Source organism: Klebsiella sp. WP3-W18-ESBL-02 (genome assembly GCF_014168815.1).
GTDB lineage: Bacteria > Pseudomonadota > Gammaproteobacteria > Enterobacterales > Enterobacteriaceae > Kluyvera > Kluyvera ascorbata_B.
This window is the reverse complement of the sequence record NZ_AP021972.1, coordinates 4,585,786-4,604,029: the sequence shown is the minus strand read 5'-3', so window position 1 is coordinate 4,604,029 and position 18,244 is coordinate 4,585,786. Positions and strand designations below refer to the sequence as shown.

General features: G+C 56.3%; 22 protein-coding genes. 15 read left to right on the top strand and 7 right to left on the bottom strand.

Features of this window, described 5'->3' with window-relative positions:
• Nucleotides 1-7 precede the first annotated feature (7 nt).
• The 5 genes from ulaB to H7R56_RS22155 are packed head-to-tail and all read left to right on the top strand — an operon-like array spanning nt 8 to nt 3,001.
• The gene (gene ulaB / locus H7R56_RS22175; protein ID WP_106927487.1) at nt 8-313 is read left to right on the top strand and encodes a PTS ascorbate transporter subunit IIB; all 306 of its coding nucleotides are present in this window, start codon (nt 8-10) and stop codon (nt 311-313) included.
• A gap of 9 nt (nt 314-322) precedes the next feature.
• The gene (ulaC, locus tag H7R56_RS22170) at nt 323-790 is read left to right on the top strand and encodes a PTS ascorbate transporter subunit IIA (RefSeq protein WP_106927489.1); all 468 of its coding nucleotides are present in this window, start codon (nt 323-325) and stop codon (nt 788-790) included.
• Nucleotides 791-803: 13 nt separating this feature from the next.
• Nucleotides 804-1,454, top strand: a complete 651-nt coding sequence (locus tag H7R56_RS22165) for a 3-keto-L-gulonate-6-phosphate decarboxylase UlaD (protein ID WP_106927491.1) — start codon at nt 804-806, stop codon at nt 1,452-1,454.
• A 9-nt stretch (nt 1,455-1,463) separates the two neighbouring features.
• On the top strand, nt 1,464-2,318 hold the full coding sequence (locus H7R56_RS22160; RefSeq protein WP_106927493.1) for an L-ribulose-5-phosphate 3-epimerase: 855 nt from the start codon (nt 1,464-1,466) through the stop codon (nt 2,316-2,318).
• Nucleotides 2,318-3,001, top strand: coding sequence for an L-ribulose-5-phosphate 4-epimerase (locus tag H7R56_RS22155; RefSeq protein WP_106927620.1), 684 nt, complete (start codon nt 2,318-2,320; stop codon nt 2,999-3,001). Before H7R56_RS22160 ends, H7R56_RS22155 begins: the two co-directional genes overlap by 1 nt.
• A 124-nt stretch (nt 3,002-3,125) precedes the next feature.
• On the opposite strand, the gene H7R56_RS22150 is transcribed toward H7R56_RS22155, so the two are convergent.
• Nucleotides 3,126-3,401 carry a YdgH/BhsA/McbA family protein gene (locus tag H7R56_RS22150; protein ID WP_106927495.1) on the bottom strand — a complete coding sequence of 92 codons (276 nt, stop codon included), beginning with the start codon at nt 3,399-3,401 and terminating at the stop codon, nt 3,126-3,128.
• A gap of 340 nt (nt 3,402-3,741) precedes the next feature.
• Here H7R56_RS22150 and rpsF point away from each other — a divergent pair, with 340 nt between their 5' ends.
• The 5 genes from rpsF to H7R56_RS22125 all read left to right on the top strand — a co-directional run bounded on the left by rpsF (nt 3,742) and on the right by H7R56_RS22125 (nt 6,257).
• Nucleotides 3,742-4,137, top strand: a complete 396-nt coding sequence (rpsF, locus tag H7R56_RS22145; RefSeq protein WP_042321529.1) for a 30S ribosomal protein S6 — start codon at nt 3,742-3,744, stop codon at nt 4,135-4,137.
• Between the two features lie 6 nt (nt 4,138-4,143).
• A complete protein-coding gene (priB, locus tag H7R56_RS22140; RefSeq protein ID WP_106927497.1) occupies nt 4,144-4,458 on the top strand; it encodes a primosomal replication protein N in 315 nt (104 codons plus the stop codon).
• Between the two features lie 4 nt (nt 4,459-4,462).
• Nucleotides 4,463-4,690, top strand: coding sequence for a 30S ribosomal protein S18 (gene rpsR, locus H7R56_RS22135; RefSeq protein ID WP_000135199.1), 228 nt, complete (start codon nt 4,463-4,465; stop codon nt 4,688-4,690).
• 41 nt (nt 4,691-4,731) lie between these two features.
• A complete protein-coding gene (gene rplI / locus H7R56_RS22130; protein ID WP_106927499.1) occupies nt 4,732-5,181 on the top strand; it encodes a 50S ribosomal protein L9 in 450 nt (149 codons plus the stop codon).
• A 146-nt stretch (nt 5,182-5,327) separates the two neighbouring features.
• Nucleotides 5,328-6,257, top strand: coding sequence for a DMT family transporter (locus H7R56_RS22125; RefSeq protein ID WP_106927501.1), 930 nt, complete (start codon nt 5,328-5,330; stop codon nt 6,255-6,257).
• A gap of 87 nt (nt 6,258-6,344) precedes the next feature.
• Here the strand turns inward: H7R56_RS22125 and H7R56_RS22120 are convergent, their stop codons facing one another.
• Entirely contained in the window at nt 6,345-6,983 is a 639-nt protein-coding gene (locus tag H7R56_RS22120) for an OapA family protein (RefSeq protein ID WP_106927503.1), read from the bottom strand.
• A gap of 206 nt (nt 6,984-7,189) precedes the next feature.
• Here H7R56_RS22120 and fklB point away from each other — a divergent pair, with 206 nt between their 5' ends.
• From fklB to nudI, 3 genes are all read left to right on the top strand, one after another.
• A complete protein-coding gene (gene fklB / locus H7R56_RS22115) occupies nt 7,190-7,810 on the top strand; it encodes an FKBP-type peptidyl-prolyl cis-trans isomerase (protein ID WP_181358011.1) in 621 nt (206 codons plus the stop codon).
• Nucleotides 7,811-8,112: 302 nt separating this feature from the next.
• Nucleotides 8,113-9,519: a D-serine/D-alanine/glycine transporter gene (gene cycA, locus H7R56_RS22110; protein ID WP_106927507.1), complete on the top strand. Its 1,407-nt coding sequence runs from the start codon at nt 8,113-8,115 to the stop codon at nt 9,517-9,519.
• A 156-nt stretch (nt 9,520-9,675) separates the two neighbouring features.
• Nucleotides 9,676-10,101 carry a nucleoside triphosphatase NudI gene (nudI, locus tag H7R56_RS22105; RefSeq protein ID WP_106927509.1) on the top strand — a complete coding sequence of 142 codons (426 nt, stop codon included), beginning with the start codon at nt 9,676-9,678 and terminating at the stop codon, nt 10,099-10,101.
• Between the two features lie 38 nt (nt 10,102-10,139).
• Here the strand turns inward: nudI and ytfE are convergent, their stop codons facing one another.
• Entirely contained in the window at nt 10,140-10,802 is a 663-nt protein-coding gene (gene ytfE, locus H7R56_RS22100; RefSeq protein WP_182928421.1) for an iron-sulfur cluster repair protein YtfE, read from the bottom strand.
• A 231-nt stretch (nt 10,803-11,033) separates the two neighbouring features.
• Between ytfE and H7R56_RS22095 the strand changes: the two genes are divergently transcribed.
• Nucleotides 11,034-12,683 (top strand): methyl-accepting chemotaxis protein, encoded by a 1,650-nt coding sequence (locus tag H7R56_RS22095; protein ID WP_106927513.1) that lies wholly within the window; start codon nt 11,034-11,036, stop codon nt 12,681-12,683.
• A 108-nt stretch (nt 12,684-12,791) separates the two neighbouring features.
• On the opposite strand, the gene H7R56_RS22090 is transcribed toward H7R56_RS22095, so the two are convergent.
• The 3 genes from H7R56_RS22090 to H7R56_RS22080 all read right to left on the bottom strand — a co-directional run bounded on the left by H7R56_RS22090 (nt 12,792) and on the right by H7R56_RS22080 (nt 15,589).
• A complete protein-coding gene (locus H7R56_RS22090; RefSeq protein WP_106927515.1) occupies nt 12,792-13,760 on the bottom strand; it encodes a DMT family transporter in 969 nt (322 codons plus the stop codon).
• A gap of 75 nt (nt 13,761-13,835) precedes the next feature.
• Nucleotides 13,836-14,660: an AraC family transcriptional regulator gene (locus tag H7R56_RS22085; protein WP_106927517.1), complete on the bottom strand. Its 825-nt coding sequence runs from the start codon at nt 14,658-14,660 to the stop codon at nt 13,836-13,838.
• An 80-nt stretch (nt 14,661-14,740) separates the two neighbouring features.
• Nucleotides 14,741-15,589: an SDR family oxidoreductase gene (locus H7R56_RS22080; protein ID WP_106927519.1), complete on the bottom strand. Its 849-nt coding sequence runs from the start codon at nt 15,587-15,589 to the stop codon at nt 14,741-14,743.
• A gap of 84 nt (nt 15,590-15,673) precedes the next feature.
• Between H7R56_RS22080 and H7R56_RS22075 the strand changes: the two genes are divergently transcribed.
• Nucleotides 15,674-16,054, top strand: coding sequence for a winged helix-turn-helix transcriptional regulator (locus H7R56_RS22075; RefSeq protein ID WP_182928420.1), 381 nt, complete (start codon nt 15,674-15,676; stop codon nt 16,052-16,054).
• Between the two features lie 98 nt (nt 16,055-16,152).
• Here the strand turns inward: H7R56_RS22075 and H7R56_RS22070 are convergent, their stop codons facing one another.
• Nucleotides 16,153-18,096, bottom strand: coding sequence for a bifunctional 2',3'-cyclic-nucleotide 2'-phosphodiesterase/3'-nucleotidase (locus H7R56_RS22070; protein ID WP_106927523.1), 1,944 nt, complete (start codon nt 18,094-18,096; stop codon nt 16,153-16,155).
• Nucleotides 18,097-18,244: the final 148 nt, after the last annotated feature.

Below are 18,244 nucleotides of genomic sequence, written 5' to 3'. Positions count from 1 at the left end.
TTTGACTATGACCGTACGTATTCTGGCCGTATGTGGTAACGGGCAAGGCAGTTCCATGATTATGAAGATGAAAGTAGATCAGTTCCTGACGCAGTCCAACATTGACCATACGGTTAACAGCTGCGCGGTAGGGGAGTACAAAAGCGAGCTGGCCGGGGCCGATATCATTATCGCCTCTACCCATATTGCCGGTGAAATTACCGTGTCGGGCAATAAATACGTGGTTGGCGTGCGCAACATGCTGTCGCCTGCTGACTTTGGTCCGAAGCTGTTAGACGTGATCAAAGAACATTTTCCGCAGGACGTGAAGTAAGGACGCGCCATGAAATTACGCGATTCGTTGGCGGATAACGACGCCATTCTTTTACAAGCCGATGCGGCAACCTGGCAGGAAGCGGTCAAGCTGGGCGTTGACCTTCTGGTTAAGGCCGATGTCGTTGAGCCGCGCTATTACCAGGCCATTCTTGATGGCGTGGCCCAGCATGGCCCCTACTTTGTGATTGCGCCGGGCCTGGCAATGCCGCACGGCCGCCCGGAAGAGGGGGTGAAGAAAACCGGTTTTGCGCTGGTCACGCTAAAAACGCCGCTGGTGTTTAACCACGAAGATAACGACCCGGTCGATATCCTGATCACCATGGCGGCGGTCGACGCCAATACGCACCAGGAAGTGGGCATCATGCAGATCGTCAATCTGTTTGATGACGAAGCCAATTTTGACCGCTTACGCGCCTGCCGCACCGCGCAGGAAGTGCTCGATTTAATTGATAACGCCAACGCGGCGGCCGTTTAAAAGGAAGAGTGAAATGTCATTACCGATGTTGCAGGTTGCGCTGGATAACCAATCAATGGCTTCAGCTTATGAAACAACGCGTTTGATTGCCGATGAAGTGGATATTATTGAAGTCGGCACCATCCTGTGCGTGGCGGAAGGGGTGCGTGCGGTTCGCGACCTCAAGGCGCTGTACCCAAACAAAATCGTGCTGGCGGACGCCAAAATTGCCGACGCGGGCAAAATTCTCTCTCGGATGTGCTTTGAAGCGAATGCCGATTGGATAACGGTGATCTGCTGTGCGGATATCAACACCGCGAAAGGCGCGCTGGATGTGGCGAAGGAATTCAACGGTGACGTGCAGATTGAGCTGACCGGCTTCTGGACCTGGGAGCAGGCGGCAGAGTGGCGCGCGGCGGGTATCGGGCAGGTGGTGTATCACCGCAGCCGTGATGCGCAGGCGGCTGGCGTGGCGTGGAGTGAGGCGGATATCAGCGCCATCAAACGCCTGGCGGATATGGGCTTTAAAGTCACCGTCACCGGTGGACTGGCGCTGGAAGATTTACCGCTGTTTAAAGGCATTCCTATCCACGTCTTTATCGCCGGGCGCAGCATCCGCGATGCCGCCTCACCGGTGGAGGCCGCGCGCCAGTTTAAACGCTCCATCGCCCAGCTTTGGGGCTAAGGAGCGGTTATGCTGACGAAACAGACGCCGCTCGGCATCTATGAAAAAGCGCTCCCCGGAGGGGAGTGCTGGCGGGAAAGACTGCTGCTGGCGAATACGCTTGGCTTTGATTTCGTGGAAATGTCGGTGGATGAAACCGACGCGCGGCTGGCCCGTCTCGACTGGAGCCGCGAGCAGCGTTTAGCGCTGATCGCCGCCATAGCGGAAACCGGCGTACGGGTGCCGTCGATGTGCCTTAGCGCGCACCGCCGTTTCCCACTCGGCAGTGAAGACGACGATGTTCGCCGCCAGGGGCTGGAGATCATGCGTAAAGCCATCCAGTTTGCTCAGGATATTGGCATTCGCGTTATCCAACTGGCGGGCTATGACGTGTACTACCAGCAGGCGAACGACGAGACGCGCCGCCGCTTCCGCGACGGGCTGAAAGAGAGCGTTGAAATGGCGAGCCGCGCGCAGGTGACGCTGGCGATGGAGATCATGGATTATCCATTGATGAACTCCATCAGCAAGGCGCTGGGCTATGCGCATTATCTTAATAACCCGTGGTTTCAACTCTACCCGGATATCGGCAACCTGTCGGCCTGGGATAACGATGTGCAGATGGAGCTGCAGGCCGGTATAGGGCACATTGTGGCCGTGCACGTGAAGGACACGAAACCCGGCGTCTTCAAGAACGTGCCGTTTGGTGAAGGGGTTGTCGATTTTGAACGTTGCTTCAGTACGCTGCGGGAGAGCGGCTATTGCGGGCCGTATCTGATTGAGATGTGGAGCGAAACGGCGGCCGATCCGATTGCCGAAGTAGCGAAAGCGCGCGACTGGGTCAAAGCGCGGATGGCCCGCGCCGGGCTGGTGGAGGCGGCATGATGCAAACGTTGAAACAGCAGGTCTTTGAGGCAAATATGGATTTGCCGCGCTATGGGCTGGTGACCTTCACCTGGGGCAACGTCAGCGCTATCGATCGTCAGCGTGGTCTTGTCGTGATTAAGCCCAGCGGCGTGGCGTATGAGACGATGTGCGTGGATGACATGGTCGTGGTCGACCTTGAGGGCATCGTTGTGGAAGGGGCGTTCCGGCCTTCCTCTGATACCGCAACGCATCTGGCGCTGTATCGTCGCTTCCCATCGCTTGGCGGTATTGTGCATACTCACTCGACTCACGCTACGGCCTGGGCCCAGGCCGGTCAGGCAATCCCGGCACTCGGGACCACCCACGCTGATTATTTCTTTGGCGATATTCCTTGCACCCGCGGGCTGAGTGAAGCTGAAGTGCAGGGCGATTATGAAGGCAATACCGGCAAGGTGATCATCGAAACATTGGGTGACGGCGAGCCCATGCATACGCCGGGCGTGGTGGTATACCAACACGGCCCGTTTGCCTGGGGTAAAGATGCACACGACGCGGTACACAATGCGGTGGTGATGGAAGAAGTGGCGAGAATGGCGTGGATCGCGCGCGGGATTAACCCCGGCTTACAGCCTATCGATGCTTATCTGATGAATAAACACTTCATGCGCAAACACGGCCCTGACGCCTACTATGGGCAGTAATAGGCGACGATACGTGTATCATACAGTGCTCCGGGATTTGTACGCCTTCGGGATGTTACTGGTCTGATTCCGGAGCCTTTTTGATACTTCGCCCCCGGGCGGAGGCGAAGCGTTGGGAACGGGGCTAGCGGTACAGCGCTGCGCTGGCGTGGATTAACCCGCCGCTGCCCGGCTCATGCACCAGGATAGGCTGGAAGAATTTTGCCCCCTGGGCGTCGCTCTCCTGACTGAGCGCCTGGTCGGCCTCTTGCTCAGTGGCGATATTGTGGTTGATATAGATAACCCCCAGGCTGTGGACATCGTCCATGTTACGCGCCTGATGGCTATCGATCTTAATGGCGGCCTGTGCGCTAACGCTAACCAGTAGCATCGCGATGGCGGCAAAAATGATATTTTTCATACGCAACTCCTGACTCACGGTCCTGATGGGGTAATCGGCTCTCCTGTGTCTATGGGGGGGCTTCTGATTAAAGTGTAACCACTCTTTCGCAGAGGTATCACGACCATTTCTGATGCTGTCGTTCAAAAAAAATGCATCATCCGCTACTGTTCAATTTTAAATCACTAACTTAGGTGTGCTTCACGCTTTGTGCGAATTTTTGCGCAATTAACTTGAGTTTCTGGGGGGGCGCAAGTATTATGACGCGTCAATTTTTCAGCCGCCCTTTAACACGTTCCTTGCCTCCATGGGCCGCGGCTGACCCAGACAGGAGGCTGAATAATCCGTAAGGAGCAATTCGATGCGTCATTACGAAATCGTTTTTATGGTCCATCCTGACCAGAGCGAACAGGTTCCGGGCATGATCGAGCGTTACTCTGCTGCCATCACTGGTGCAGAAGGCAAGATCCACCGTCTGGAAGACTGGGGCCGCCGTCAGCTGGCTTATCCGATCAACAAACTGCACAAAGCTCACTACGTTCTGCTGAACGTTGAAGCGCCGCAGGAAGTTATCGATGAGCTGGAAACTACTTTCCGCTTCAACGATGCCGTTATCCGCAGCATGGTTATGCGTACTAAACACGCTGTTACTGAAGCATCTCCGATGGTTAAAGCGAAAGACGAGCGTCGTGAACGTCGCGATGATTTCGCTAACGAAACCGCAGATGATGCTGAAGCTGGGGATTCTGAAGAGTAATTTCTGATGACCAACCGTCTGGTGTTGTCCGGCACCGTGTGCAGGATGCCCCTTCGAAAGGTCAGTCCATCAGGAATTCCTCATTGCCAGTTCGTGCTTGAGCATCGTTCTGTGCAGGAGGAAGCCGGGTTTCACCGGCAGGCGTGGTGCCAAATGCCTGTAATAATCAGCGGGCAGGAAAGCCAAGCCATTACTCACAGTATAACGGTCGGTAGCGCAGTCACCGTGCAGGGCTTTATCTGTTGCCACAAAGCAAAGAATGGCCTGAGCAAAATGGTACTGCATGCCGAGCAGATTGAATTGATAGATTCTGGAGACTAGCCATATGGCACGTTATTTCCGTCGTCGCAAGTTCTGCCGTTTCACCGCGGAAGGCGTTCAAGAGATCGACTATAAAGATATCGCTACGCTGAAAAACTACATCACCGAAAGCGGTAAGATTGTCCCAAGCCGTATCACCGGTACCCGTGCAAAATATCAGCGTCAGCTGGCTCGCGCTATCAAACGCGCTCGCTACCTGTCCCTGCTGCCGTACACTGATCGTCATCAGTAATCGGTCACGGTCCATTAATACGACTTTGAGAGGATAAGGTAATGCAAGTTATTCTGCTTGATAAAGTAGCAAACCTGGGTAGCCTGGGTGATCAGGTTAACGTTAAAGCGGGCTACGCTCGTAACTTCCTGGTCCCGCAGGGTAAAGCTGTTCCTGCTACCAAGAAAAACGTTGAATTCTTCGAAGCACGCCGCGCTGAACTGGAAGCTAAACTGGCTGACGTTCTGACCGCTGCTAACGCACGTGCTGAAGCAATCAACGCACTGGAATCCGTAACCATCGCGTCTAAAGCTGGCGACGAAGGTAAACTGTTCGGTTCCATCGGTACTCGCGACATCGCTGACGCTGTTACTGCAGCAGGCGTTAAAGTTGCTAAGAGCGAAGTTCGTCTGCCGAACGGCGTTCTGCGTACCACTGGTGAGCACGAAGTGGACTTCCAGGTTCACAGCGAAGTGTTCGCTAAAGTTATCATCAACGTTGTTGCTGAGTAATCTGCAACCCACGTTTTGATAACAACAAATCGCCGGCCTCGTGCCGGCGTTTTGCTTTTTTGGCCCACCGCTTTTCAACTGGCTATCTTTCATCCTTTTGGCGATAATCTAAAAATTAAAACAATATTTTAATTTTTGGTGAAAGAATGGAAACTCTCCGCCAGCATCCGCTATTTTCCCGCAAGAACATCGTTTATCTCTGTGCCGCATTCTGCTGTCTGCTGTGGGGGAGCGCCTATCCTGCCATCAAGAGCGGGTATGAGCTGTTCCAGATCGCCGCCGACGACATCCCGACCAAAATCGTTTTTGCCGGCTACCGCTTCCTCTTCGCCGGCATGCTGCTGTTGCTGCTGGCCATAGCACAGCGCAAACCGATTGCCCGATTAACCCCGCGGCAGTTTGGCCAACTGACGCTGCTGGGTTTGACGCAGACTTCGCTACAGTACATCTTTTTCTACATTGGCCTCGCCTTCACCACCGGGGTGAAAGGCTCGATCATGAACGCCACCGGCACTTTCTTCAGCGTGCTGCTGGCGCACTTTATCTACCAGAACGATAAGCTCAGCTATAACAAGACGCTCGGCTGTATTCTCGGCTTTGCCGGGGTGATGGTGGTGAATTTTAATAGCGGCCTGCTGGATTTCAGCTTTAGCCTGTTGGGCGACGGTTCGGTGGTACTGGCGGCGTTTATTCTGTCGGCGGCGTCGCTGTACGGTAAACGTATTTCGCAGACGGTCGATCCAACGGTGATGACCGGCTACCAGTTGGCGATCGGCGGCCTGGCGCTGGTGGTAGGGGGGTATCTGAGCGGCGGTACGCTGACCTTCCACGGTCTCCCATCGGTGGCGATTCTTGGTTATCTGACGCTGCTTTCATCGGTTGCGTTTGCGCTGTGGAGTATTCTGCTCAAGTACAACCGGGTGGGGATGATTGCGCCGTTTAACTTCCTGATCCCGGTGTCGGGCTCCGTGCTGTCGGCGATTTTTCTGGGCGAAAACATTCTGGAATGGAAATACGCGATCGCGCTGGTGCTGGTCTGTTCCGGGATTTGGTGGGTGAATAAGGTGAAGCGGTAATGCCTGATGGCGCTGCGCTTATCAGGCCTGCGTTCACGGTTTTGGTAGGCCGGATAAGGCAAAGCCGCCATCCGGCTCTCTACATGATTAACGTGCGCGAATAAAGCTACCGTCCTGCTGACGGGTAAACAGCACCTGCCCGTTGTCGGATTCGATGGTCAGCCCGGTGACCACGCCGTTGGCGTTCTTACGAATCTGCACTTTCTGGCCATTTTTCAAGTTGCTCAACGGCTTGCCCGCGCCTTCAACCTGCGCCATCGCGTAGACATCGGTCGGCGGCAGATTATTGTCACGGAACAGCTGCGCCAGCGTTTTGCCGGCCTCTACCTGATAGGTGCGCCATTCGTTGCCGCTGCTGCGGCTTTCCTGGTACGGCTGAGTGCGCGGCGCAGGAGCCTGTTCGCTCGGCTGCTCATCCTGAATCGGCTCTGGCGCGACCGGTGCGACCTGGTCCGGATCGCTCGACGGCGTAATCAGCTGGGCATGCAGCGGCTGCGCATCCGGCTGCGGCTGCGATTGTGACTGGAAGTCCAGCTGCGCACTACGGCTGACCGGTGCGACCGGCGTGTCGTCAGCGGAAGGCAACAAGAAGCCCACAATGACGGCCAGAGCAGCGATAATCACGCCACGACGGTGCGCGAGCGGCAGCGGATCCAGGATGCGAAGGTTGTCCGGCGCATGCCAGATTTTCTCCAGCAAAGGTTTTAATTCAAATCTCCCGGGCATGGCTTTCCTCCTGCTCCGTGTCATTGCTATCCATTATAGATAACTGCCTGATGAACGTGGCAAAGCGTATGTTCATCATATCCTATGGGCTTAGCGTATTGTTTCTTTTTCCCGGCAATTTGTCATCTTTCCTGACACAAAGTTTTACCCTGTGCGGCGCGGCTGCTATGCTGCCCGCTACTTTATACCCGAAGAAAGGAAAGACGATGGCCACCCCGACTTTTGACACCATTGAAGCACAGGCAAGCTACGGCATTGGCCTGCAGGTAGGACAGCAGCTGAGCGAGTCCGGTTTGCAGGGTTTACTGCCGGAAGCGCTGGTTGCCGGTATCGCCGATGCGCTGGAAGGCAAACAGCCGGCTGTGCCGGTTGACGTTGTTCATCGCGCGCTGCGTGAAATTCATGAACGTGCTGACGCGGTGCGTCGCGAGCGTTTTGCCGCAATGGCGGAAGATGGCGTGAAATACCTGGAAGAAAACCGTGAGAAAGAAGGCGTGAACAGCACCGAATCCGGCCTGCAGTTCCGCGTACTGACTCAGGGTGAAGGCCCGATCCCGGCGCGTACCGACCACGTTCGCGTACACTACACCGGTAAACTGATCGATGGCACCGTGTTTGATAGCTCCGTCGCGCGCGGCGAACCGGCTGAGTTCCCGGTTAACGGCGTTATCGCAGGCTGGATCGAAGCGCTGACCCTGATGCCGGTTGGCTCGAAGTGGGAACTGACTATCCCTCACAGCCTGGCCTACGGCGAGCGCGGCGCGGGTGCCTCCATTCCGCCGTTCAGCACCCTGGTCTTCGAGGTTGAGCTGCTGGAAATCCTGTAAGCCCTGCCTTTGTCCTCTCTCCATTGGGGGAGAGGGCACAAAATTCTTAAGTTTGATATATCCTGGGATTTTATCTTGCAAATGGCGCTGTTGCGTGTATTTTTGTGAGCTGTTTCCCATTGGTGAGGTGATATAACACTCACTTTAAACATATAATTAACATTATATTTAAATCATAGTATTCATCCCTCCGATTCTTACCTAATATCGAGACATCCTATAGATGGGATCGTCTTGCATGACGACATAAAGGGCCAGTAGAGCCCGCACAACACAGACAGAAACAACAGGAAGAAAATCACATGGTTGATCAGATAAAAGTCGCTACTGCCGCAGAGCAGGAGCCGGCTGAACAGTCGCTACGGCGCAACCTTACTAACCGGCATATTCAGCTGATTGCCATCGGCGGGGCCATCGGCACCGGGCTGTTTATGGGCTCCGGAAAAACAATCAGTCTCGCGGGGCCGTCGATCATTTTCGTTTATATGATCATCGGCTTTATGCTGTTCTTCGTGATGCGCGCAATGGGCGAGCTGCTGCTGTCCAATCTGGAATATAAGTCGTTCAGCGATTTTGCCGCCGATCTGCTCGGTCCGTGGGCAGGCTACTTTACCGGCTGGACCTACTGGTTCTGCTGGGTGGTGACCGGCATGGCGGACGTGGTGGCGATCACCGCCTACGCCCAATTCTGGTTCCCCGGGCTCTCCGACTGGGTCGCCTCGCTGGCAGTCGTGCTGCTGTTGCTGGGCCTCAACCTCGCTACCGTGAAGATGTTTGGCGAGATGGAGTTCTGGTTTGCGATGATTAAAATCGTCGCTATTGTGGCGCTGATTGTCGTTGGCCTGGTGATGGTGATGATGCACTTCAAATCGCCGACCGGCGTCGAAGCGTCGTTCGCCCACCTGTGGAACGACGGCGGCTGGTTCCCGAAAGGTATCAGCGGTTTCTTTGCCGGCTTCCAGATAGCGGTGTTTGCCTTCGTGGGTATTGAGCTGGTGGGGACCACCGCCGCAGAAACCAAAGATCCGGAAAAATCGCTGCCGCGCGCGATTAACTCCATTCCGATTCGTATCATCATGTTCTACGTCTTCGCGCTGATCGTCATTATGTCGGTGACGCCGTGGAGCTCCGTGGTGCCGGATAAGAGCCCGTTCGTTGAGCTGTTCATGCTGGTCGGTCTGCCGGCGGCGGCGAGCATCATCAACTTTGTCGTGCTGACCTCCGCCACTTCATCTGCCAACAGCGGCGTGTTCTCAACCAGCCGTATGCTGTTCGGCCTGGCGCAGGATGGCGTGGCGCCGAGCCTGTTTGCCAAGCTGTCTAAACGTGCGGTACCGGCGAAAGGGCTGACCTTCTCCTGTATCTGTCTGTTGGGCGGCGTCGTTATGCTGATGGTGAACCCTAGCGTCATTGCGGCCTTCACCATGATCACCACCGTATCGGCGATTCTGTTTATGTTCGTCTGGACGATTATCCTGTGCTCTTACCTGGTGTACCGTAAACAGCGCCCGCATCTGCACGAATCCTCAAAGTACAAAATGCCGCTGGGCAAAGTGATGTGCTGGGTGTGCATGGCGTTCTTCGCCTTCGTACTGGTGCTGCTGACGCTGGAAGCGGATACCCGCGAAGCGCTGATGGTAACGCCGATTTGGTTTATCGTGCTGGGCCTGGGCTGGATGTTCCTGCGTAAGAACAAGCTGGCTAAGTAAGCAAATTCCCCCCTAACCCTCTACCCAACGAGGTGAGGGGAAACGACACAAAGCGCCCATCGTGGCGCTTTCTTTATTTTTGAGCCCCGCCTCGTAGCCCCACTTTTCGCAACGTGCTAACGTCCCCGCCACAAACGGATAGCGTATGGAGATGAAATGCGTCAGAGAACGATTGTCTGCCCGGTGATTCAAAACGAGGGCGAATACCTGCTGTGTAAAATGGCCGATGACCGCGGCGTTTTTCCCGGCCAGTGGGCGATTTCCGGCGGCGGGATGGAGCCGGGCGAAACCATGGAAGAGGCGCTGAGACGCGAAATTGGTGAAGAGCTGGGCGAAGCGCTGGAGATTACCGAGGTGAAGCCATGGACCTTCCGCGATGACGTGCGGGTAAAAACCTACGCCGACGGAACGACCGAACAGATCTATATGATTTATCTTATCTTTGACTGCGTGAGCGCCAACCGGGATATCACTTTCAATGAAGAATTTCAGGCGATCGCCTGGGTGAAACCCGAAGCGCTGGCCGACATGGACCTGAACGTGGCGACGCGGGAAACCTTCCGCCAGAAAGGGCTGCTGTAATAGAAAACGCCTCCCGCAAGGAGAGGCGCTGAGTCATCTTATTCGCCTTTGAGTGCGCGTGGGAACAGCACGTTGTTTTCGAGGCTGATGTGCTCCATCAGATCGTCGATCATTTCGTTAATGCCGTTATACATTGCTTTCCAGGTGGTGCAGGCTTCCGGCGGAATGGTGACGTTATTGGTGGTGTGCTTAATCACTTCCAGCTGTTCGCCCGCTTCGTCATGTTCGCTTTCCATCACGCTGATAGGCCCCATTGCCTGGCTGCCCATGCCCTGCTTAATCATCGGGAACAGGATCTGCTCTTCTTTCATCATATGGCTGGACAGTTCCTGGTGCAGCATGGTCAGGTATTTTGCCAGGCCTTTAGGCACGTTCGGTTTGTCGGCGTGAACGCGTTCCACTTTGGTCGCTTGTAAAATCAGCTCCGGCAGCTGTTCACGGTGTCTGTCGTGGTAGCGCGGGATGATGTAATCGATGATTTCGGCAAGGGATGCGGTGCGCCAGTCTTTCTCAACCGGCTGCTCGGCCAGTTTTGCCAGTTCGGCTTCAATCACGTCGACGTCCAGTTCCTTGCGGGCGGCTGCGCGAGCCAGCGTCTGCTTACCGCCGCAGCAGTAATCCATATCATATTTACGGAACAGCGCGGATGCGCGCGGGATGGAGAGCGCCAGCTCGCCTAAAGGTTGGTCGCGAAAGGCCATAGCAGTTACCTCGTCATCAATAATATAAGATGTATTTTAAATGCATCTTTAAGGCAAGGATATACCCCTTTATGGGGAGCGGATATAGGTGATGGCCGTCACAAAAAATTATTGTGCCTTTAACGTGCTGAATCTTATTGATAATCATGCTGGTAGGACCTGAATCGATTAAATAACCCCGCTGGGCTGCCGATAGTGAGACTTCAGACCACCTGCACAAAAAGGCAAATGATGTTTAAACGAATAAAAGTGATTACCGTACTGATTGTCGTGCTGGTCGCGCTGGGCGCGATGCAGCTGATATCAGCGGGCGTATTTGTACGCGCGCTGAATAACGACAAGCAGAACTTTACCGTCTCGCAGCTCTCCAGTCAGAACGTGGCCGAGTTTACCGATGCGTGGATTAGCCTTAACCAGGCGCGTGTGACCCTGAACCGTGGCATGTTGCGTCTGCAGGGGACGATGGCAAGTAGCGTCAACGGCGGGGAGCTGAAAACGCTGGTGGATACGGCGAACAACCTGTTGGCAGAGGCTAAACGCCACTACGACAAATATTACGCGCTGCCGGAAACGCCGGGGTTGAATAGCCATCTCTCGGACAGCCTTGAGAAGCAATACGGCATCTACTCCGCGACGCTGGCGCGCATGAACGAACTGCTGGCAGAAGGCAAGCTGGAAGAGATGTTCAAGCAAAACGCCGAACAGAAACAGCAGGCCATGCAGGCGGTGTACCAGGAGTGGCGCGCGGCACAGGCATCGTTGACCAACGCTGGCATCCAACAGAACGAAAGCGACTATGTGCGTATTATGTGGACCCTGGGCGCCATTATGCTGCTGGTTGTGGTGGTCATCGTGATGAGCTGGGTCGCGATGCAACGCGTGCTGCTCAAGCCGCTGCATAAGGTGATGGCGCATATCCGCCATATTGCCGAAGGCGATCTGACCAACAACATCAATACCGAAGGCAGTAACGAAATGGCGCTGCTGGCACGTAACGTCAACGACATGCAGCAGTCGTTGGCGAATACGGTGGGCGTGGTGCGCGAAGGCGCCGACACCATCTATACCGGCGCGGGTGAAATTTCCGCAGGCAGCAACGATCTCTCTTCGCGGACCGAGCAGCAGGCGGCATCGCTGGAAGAGACGGCGGCCAGCATGGAGCAGCTCACCGCGACGGTGAAACAAAACGCCGACAATGCGCGTCAGGCGACGCAGCTGGCGCAGAATGCCTCCGAGACCGCGCAGAAGGGCGGTAACGTGGTCGACGGCGTGGTGCGAACGATGGATGAAATCGCTGCCAGTTCCAGCAAAATCGCACAAATTACCAACGTGATCGATGGCATTGCCTTCCAGACCAACATTCTGGCGCTGAACGCGGCGGTGGAAGCCGCCCGCGCCGGTGAACAGGGTCGTGGTTTTGCGGTGGTGGCAGGCGAAGTCCGCACGCTGGCGCAGCGCAGCGCCCAGGCGGCAAAAGAAATTAAGGGATTGATTGATGACTCGGGCAACCGCGTCAACGCCGGCTCCGCGCTGGTGCACGAGGCCGGAGAGACGATGGCTGAGATCGTGAATGCGGTAACCCGCGTGAGCGATATTATGGGCGAAATCGCCTCTGCTTCCGATGAGCAGAGCCGCGGCATCGATCAGGTCGGCCAGGCGGTCGCCGAGATGGATCGCGTGACTCAGCAAAACGCCTCGCTGGTGGAAGAGTCTGCCAGCGCCGCCGCCGCGCTGGAAGAACAGGCCGCGCGTCTGAATCAAACCGTGGCGGTGTTTAAAATCAGCCGCCAGCAGACGATGCAGAAAACACCGGTGAAAAGAACGTCCGCACCAGCGGCTAAATCGGCGACGCTGACCGAAGCAAACTGGGAAACGTTCTAAGGCCCAGCATCAAAGACCGGCATGAGTGCCGGTCCTTGATTGCCGGATGGCGGCGTAAACGCCTTATCGGGCCTATATTAATCGTGCAGGCCCGATAGGCAAGCGCCATCAGGCATCACCTGAAATCGGCACCACCGCCGGTTTCTGCGGTTTTGACCGAACCGCGATGACGACCCCAATCACCAATAACGTTATTCCACTCAGCGTTAATATCGGCGGCATCTCCTGGCGCAGCAGGAAGGTGTAAAGCAGCCCCGCCAGCGTTTCAAAAACAATCAGCGGCCCGAGGATCACCGTCGGCAGCCGCTGACTCGCTACGTTCCAGCATAGCGCGCCCACCCATGAACAGAGTACGGCGATGGCGATCATCAGGCCGATAAATACCGTCGGACGCGGACCGAAAGGCAGCGCGAAATCGGGCGTCTGGGCGTGCAGCCACAGGCAGGCCGCAACGTAGCCGAACAGCGAAACCGGTAGCGTCACCAGCGCCTGTGCGGTGGCCCACATAAGCGGCGGCTGATGCGGATTTTCCCGCAGCCAGCGGGCGTTACGCAGCGCATACCACGCCCAGCACACCACCGACACCGTCGCCAGCGCAATGCCTGAGCCATAGCGCCATCCGCTAAAGTCCGGCAGGCCCTGACGCAGCTCGGCCACGTTGACGCACAGCAGTCCGCTCGCAATCAGCACCAGCGCAGGCATCAGGCGTAGCCAGGACAGCTTGCCGTCGCGCTGGCTATACAGCAGGTTGGCGAAAATGGGGATCACTACCGGCAGGGTAGCAATAATCATTGTGGAAACGGGCGCGCCGGTCCGCTGAATCGCGCTGGCGAGACACACATAATAGATAAGGTTGCCAACCAGGGTGAGCGCCAGCGCCGTCCACCAATCCTGGCGCGTGAGCTGGCGTAAACGGGCGCGGCCGAGCCAGGCCAACGGCAGGGCAATCAGCCCGAGCGCCAGATAGCGCCCCATCGACTGCAAGACAGCCGGATAATCCGGCACGATAAGCGGTCCGACAAAAATCAGTCCCCACATTAAACCGGCTAACAGGGCGTACAGCACACCGCTAATCATCATCACATCCTGATATGTTAAACATGCGCAAAGTGTAGGAGGTGAAGCGCGCGGCGTATTGTATGAGATTGCTGATTAGCGACGGATCACTTGTTTTTGGTAACGCACCGGGGTTATGCCGTAGCGCTGGGTGAAGGCGCGGGTCAGATGCGACTGATCGGTGAGCCCGGTCGCGGCGGCAACGGCGGCGGCGGGCATGCCGTGGGTGAGAAATTCTTTTGCTCGCCACAGGCGCACCGCCATCAGCATCTGGTGCGGCGTAACGTGAAAATGGGCTTTAAACTGACGCTGGAAGTGCCACGGACTGAGCGCCGCGACGCCCGCTAATTCGTCAAGGGTAATGGGATGCATGTAGTTGTCGTAAAGATAATCGCGTACGCGGGCAAAGCGATGGGCGGCTTCTGTTCGCACAGGGGCGTGGCAGGCGAGCGGTCGGAAGGTGTCGATCATCTCCAGCAGCAGGCCTTTCTGTGCTAGCGGATCGTCGGTATGCCACAGGGCGTGGATTTGGCGGCCAATCAGTAAAGAACGCTGCGGATCGTGGCGGGTGGCATCGGCAAACCACCAATGGCGGATACCGGTCACTTCCTCAAGCAGATCGGGCTGCAGATAAATCATCCGATAGCGCCATCCGTCGGCGGTTTCCGCCTCGCCGGTATGCAGCTCGTCGGGGTTCATGGTCACCACTGAATGAACGGGGGCGACGTGCTGGCTGCCGCGGTAGCGGAAACGCTCGGCCCCGGCCTCAATGACGCCAATGCCGAACGCTTCGTGAGTGTGGGGTTCAAAGGCATAGCGCGAAATATGCGCATGGTACAGCTCGACGCCCGGCACCTGCGCCAGGTGGCGAAAGCGCGCGCTGTCTTTCTCGTCGCTGAACTGTTCCGGTACACCTTGCACGTTAAACTCCCCCTGGGCCCTCTTTTTATTATCCGAGATGACCCGTGGGGGCGCTACCCTCTTTAACGATTATTTAACGCTTACAGCAGGTCTTTGACGCTGTCGGCAAGCGAGGTGGTCGGGCGACCAATCAGCGTGCTCAGGGTATGGCTGTCGTCAAACAGACCGCCTTTGGCGGCGCCGATATCTGAGTCAGCCAGCATATCCGCCAGCCCGGCAGGCAGGCCTACGCTCTTCAGCGCCGCAGCGAAATCGGCCTGGCCCAGGTTCTGGTAAACCACGTTTTTGCCACTCTGTTTGGTCAGTTCGGCGGCCAGCTCGCTGAGCGTCCAGCCGTTATCGCCCGCAAGTTCATACACTTTCCCTGCGTGGCCGTCTTCCGTCATCACGCGTGCGGCGGCGGCGGCGTAGTCTGCGCGGGTCGCAGAGGCAATTTTGCCTTCACCGGCTGCGCCGATAAACACGCCATGCTCCAGGGCTGCCGGCGCGCTGGCCAGATAGTTTTCGGTATACCAGCCGTTACGCAGCAGGGCATAAGGGATACCGGAATCGGCCAGCATTTTTTCGGTTTCAATGTGTTCGACGGCGAGGCCTAGCGGTGAAGTATCGGCATGCAGCAGGCTGGTGTAGGCAATGAATTTAACGCCCGCCGTCTTTGCCGCCTTGATGATATTACGGTGCTGCGGCGCACGCTGGCCGACTTCGCTGGAGGAGATAATCAGCAGCTTCTCGACGCCCTGTAGTGCCTGCGTTAGCGCGGTTTCGTCGCCGTAGTCGGCCTGGCGTACGCTAACCCCCTGCTGGCTCAGCGCGGCGGCTTTCGCCGGGTTACGTACAATGGCAACCAATTGTGCGGCGGCGGCGGTGTTAAGCAGGTTGGCAATCACGTGTTGGCCCAGCTGGCCGGTGGCTCCGGTAATGGCGATCATGGGTATTCTCCTTCGTGTTCATCGGGTGTTGTGGTAAGCTAACACCATAACTAACTTTTAGTAAGTACGTACAAAAAGGTAAGTATGAAAGAAAGTAATGCGACCCTGGCGCAAAAGATGCGCGATGGCGATCTGTTCTCGGCCAACTGCCCGTCGCGGGAGGTGCTCAAGCACGTGACCAGCCGCTGGGGCGTGCTGATTCTGGTGGCGCTGCGTGAGGGTACGCACCGCTTTAGCGATCTGCGCCGGAAAATGGGCGGCGTCAGCGAAAAAATGCTCGCCCAGTCGCTTCAGGCTCTGGAGCAGGACGGCTTTATCAACCGCATGTCTTACCCGGTGGTGCCGCCGCACGTAGAGTATAGCCTGACACCGCTCGGCGAAGCGGTCAGTGAGAAGGTGGCGGCGCTGGCGGATTGGATTGAGGTGAATTTGCCGCAGGTGATGGCGCAGCAGATCCCGGCGTGAGCGTCCTGTCCCGGTGAGGTTTTTGCCGGATGGCGGCAGCGCCTTATCCGGCCTGAAGAGTAGGCCGGGCAAGGCGTAGCCGTCACCCGGTACGGTTTTTACTTGCTCAAATCCAGCTGATAAATAGCAAAGCCAATATCATCGGTGGCGACCTGCTTCATCGGATACTGCGCTTTCTCTTTAATAAACGCCGCCGCTTTTTCTGACGGTGAGGTCTCAAAGCGAATATCCAGCTGGCTGTCGCTGTGGATAGGCGCCAGTCGCCAGTTGTTGTCCGCGGCCGGATGGATTGCGCCCGCTTTCTTCGATTCTGCGCTAATCCAGGCGGCCAGCACCGAACGGTTCTCATCCGGTGAGGCAAAAGCGATATGGCTATCGCCGGTGCCCGCGAACTTACCGCCGTAGGCGCGATAGTTGTTGGTCGCGACGAGGAACATGGCGTTCGGGTCGATCGGCTTACCGTTGAAGGTCAGATGCTTAATACGCTCGGACTGCGGGTTAATGCTCTGGCATTCGCCGTCGTAGCGGGCCGGTTGGGTCACATCAACCTGATAGTTCACGCCGTCGATAACGTCGAAGTTATAGGTGCGGAAACCGTCCCAGTTAATCAGCGACTGCGGCTTGCTGCTGTGCGGGTCAATCTGATTGAACTGCCCGGCGGAGCACTCCAGCCACTCTTTCACCTCTTTGCCGCTGGCTTTAACCACTACCAGAGTGTTGGGGTAGAGGTAAAGATCGGCAGCGTTGCGGAAGGTCAGTTGACCTTTTTCCACTTCAACATAGCTGGCCGGATCGTTCTTACGACCGCCCGCTTTGAACGGGGCAGCGGCAGACAGCACCGGCAGCTTCGCCAGGTCCGGGTCGCCCTGAATATAGTGCTCAACGTAGGCTTTTTGCGCCATGTTGACGACCTGTACGGTCGGATCGTCCTGCACCAGTGAGAGGAAACTGTACATGTTGTCGGATGATTTACCGATAGGCTTGCTGACGAACTCGCGGGTGGCGTCGTGGTCGGCCTTCAGCGCCTGCACCAACGTGTTATCTTCTGCTGCCAGTGATTTCTTGGTCGCGGCATCGTAAATCGGGCGCGCCTGTGCCTGGGCGGAGGTAACCTGCCATTTCCCACTGTCGTTATTCAGCACCAGATCGACAACGCCGAGGTGGTCGCCCCACATGCCGGGCATCACCGCAGGAATGCCGTTGAGGGTGCCTTTGGCGATATCCGCGCCTTTGATGTCGGCAAAGTCTTTACTTGGGAACACGGCGTGGGCATGGCCGAACATGATGGCGTCAACGCCTGGCACCTGGCTTAAGTAATATACCGAGTTTTCCGCCATCGCCTGGTACGGATCGGCAGAGAGGCCGGAGTGGGCAATCACCACGACGACGTCCGCGCCGTTCGCGCGCATCTCTGGTACATAGTGGCGTGCAGTTTCAGTGATATCGTTGACCGTCACTTTACCGCTGAGGTTAGCCTTATCCCAGGTCATGATCTGTGGCGGAACAAAGCCGATATAGCCGATTTTCAGCGGATGCTTGTTGCCGTCTTTATCGGTCACTTCCGTCTCTTTGATCAGGTACGGTGTGAACATCGGCTTTTGGGTCTTAACGTCGATAATATTGGCGTTAATATAAGGGAACTTCGCGCCAGCCAGCGCTTTGTGCAGGTAATCCAGACCGTAGTTGAATTCATGGTTACCGAGGTTACCCACGGTATAGTCGAGCAGGTTCATCGCCTTGTATACCGGGTGGGTATCACCCTGTTTCAGCCCTTTCGCAGCCGCATAGTCGCCCATCGGGCTGCCCTGAATGACGTCGCCGTTATCCACCAGTACGCTATTTTTCACCTCGCTGCGGGCGGCATTGATCAGGCTCGCCGTGCGCACCAGGCCGAACTTCTCGGTCGCGGTATCTTTGTAGTAATCAAAATCCATCATATTGCTATGAAGATCGGTGGTTTCCATAATGCGGAGGTCCACCGTGGCGGCATTGACGCTGGCAGCGATCAGCGTGGCCAGAAGCGTTGCGCTAAACTTGATCATCAGAGGCATCCTTTTTATCGATCTAAGACACAGATTTAAATGTATTTGTTTTCTGTTGCTTATGAGGATGTGAATCATGCCAGAAAATCAGGATGGGAAATCGGCAGCGGTTCACAGTTATCCGGACCAATGATGGGAATAGCGAATT

Excerpts from the sequence above, each read along its gene's own strand:
- fklB (WP_181358011.1), top strand. The coding sequence starts at position 7,190 with ATGGCCACCCCGACTTTTGACACCATTGAAGCACAGGCAAGCTACGGC.
- rplI (WP_106927499.1), top strand. The coding sequence starts at position 4,732 with ATGCAAGTTATTCTGCTTGATAAAGTAGCAAACCTGGGTAGCCTGGGT.
- H7R56_RS22150 (WP_106927495.1), bottom strand. The coding sequence starts at position 3,401 with ATGAAAAATATCATTTTTGCCGCCATCGCGATGCTACTGGTTAGCGTT.
- ulaC (WP_106927489.1), top strand. The coding sequence starts at position 323 with ATGAAATTACGCGATTCGTTGGCGGATAACGACGCCATTCTTTTACAA.
- ulaB (WP_106927487.1), top strand. The coding sequence starts at position 8 with ATGACCGTACGTATTCTGGCCGTATGTGGTAACGGGCAAGGCAGTTCC.
- H7R56_RS22075 (WP_182928420.1), top strand. The coding sequence starts at position 15,674 with ATGAAAGAAAGTAATGCGACCCTGGCGCAAAAGATGCGCGATGGCGAT.
- H7R56_RS22080 (WP_106927519.1), bottom strand. The coding sequence starts at position 15,589 with ATGATCGCCATTACCGGAGCCACCGGCCAGCTGGGCCAACACGTGATT.
- H7R56_RS22120 (WP_106927503.1), bottom strand. The coding sequence starts at position 6,983 with ATGCCCGGGAGATTTGAATTAAAACCTTTGCTGGAGAAAATCTGGCAT.
- H7R56_RS22095 (WP_106927513.1), top strand. The coding sequence starts at position 11,034 with ATGTTTAAACGAATAAAAGTGATTACCGTACTGATTGTCGTGCTGGTC.
- rpsR (WP_000135199.1), top strand. The coding sequence starts at position 4,463 with ATGGCACGTTATTTCCGTCGTCGCAAGTTCTGCCGTTTCACCGCGGAA.
- H7R56_RS22165 (WP_106927491.1), top strand. The coding sequence starts at position 804 with ATGTCATTACCGATGTTGCAGGTTGCGCTGGATAACCAATCAATGGCT.
- H7R56_RS22070 (WP_106927523.1), bottom strand. The coding sequence starts at position 18,096 with ATGATCAAGTTTAGCGCAACGCTTCTGGCCACGCTGATCGCTGCCAGC.
- H7R56_RS22155 (WP_106927620.1), top strand. The coding sequence starts at position 2,318 with ATGCAAACGTTGAAACAGCAGGTCTTTGAGGCAAATATGGATTTGCCG.
- ytfE (WP_182928421.1), bottom strand. The coding sequence starts at position 10,802 with ATGGCCTTTCGCGACCAACCTTTAGGCGAGCTGGCGCTCTCCATCCCG.
- priB (WP_106927497.1), top strand. The coding sequence starts at position 4,144 with ATGACCAACCGTCTGGTGTTGTCCGGCACCGTGTGCAGGATGCCCCTT.
- H7R56_RS22125 (WP_106927501.1), top strand. The coding sequence starts at position 5,328 with ATGGAAACTCTCCGCCAGCATCCGCTATTTTCCCGCAAGAACATCGTT.
- cycA (WP_106927507.1), top strand. The coding sequence starts at position 8,113 with ATGGTTGATCAGATAAAAGTCGCTACTGCCGCAGAGCAGGAGCCGGCT.
- H7R56_RS22160 (WP_106927493.1), top strand. The coding sequence starts at position 1,464 with ATGCTGACGAAACAGACGCCGCTCGGCATCTATGAAAAAGCGCTCCCC.
- rpsF (WP_042321529.1), top strand. The coding sequence starts at position 3,742 with ATGCGTCATTACGAAATCGTTTTTATGGTCCATCCTGACCAGAGCGAA.
- H7R56_RS22090 (WP_106927515.1), bottom strand. The coding sequence starts at position 13,760 with ATGATTAGCGGTGTGCTGTACGCCCTGTTAGCCGGTTTAATGTGGGGA.
- nudI (WP_106927509.1), top strand. The coding sequence starts at position 9,676 with ATGCGTCAGAGAACGATTGTCTGCCCGGTGATTCAAAACGAGGGCGAA.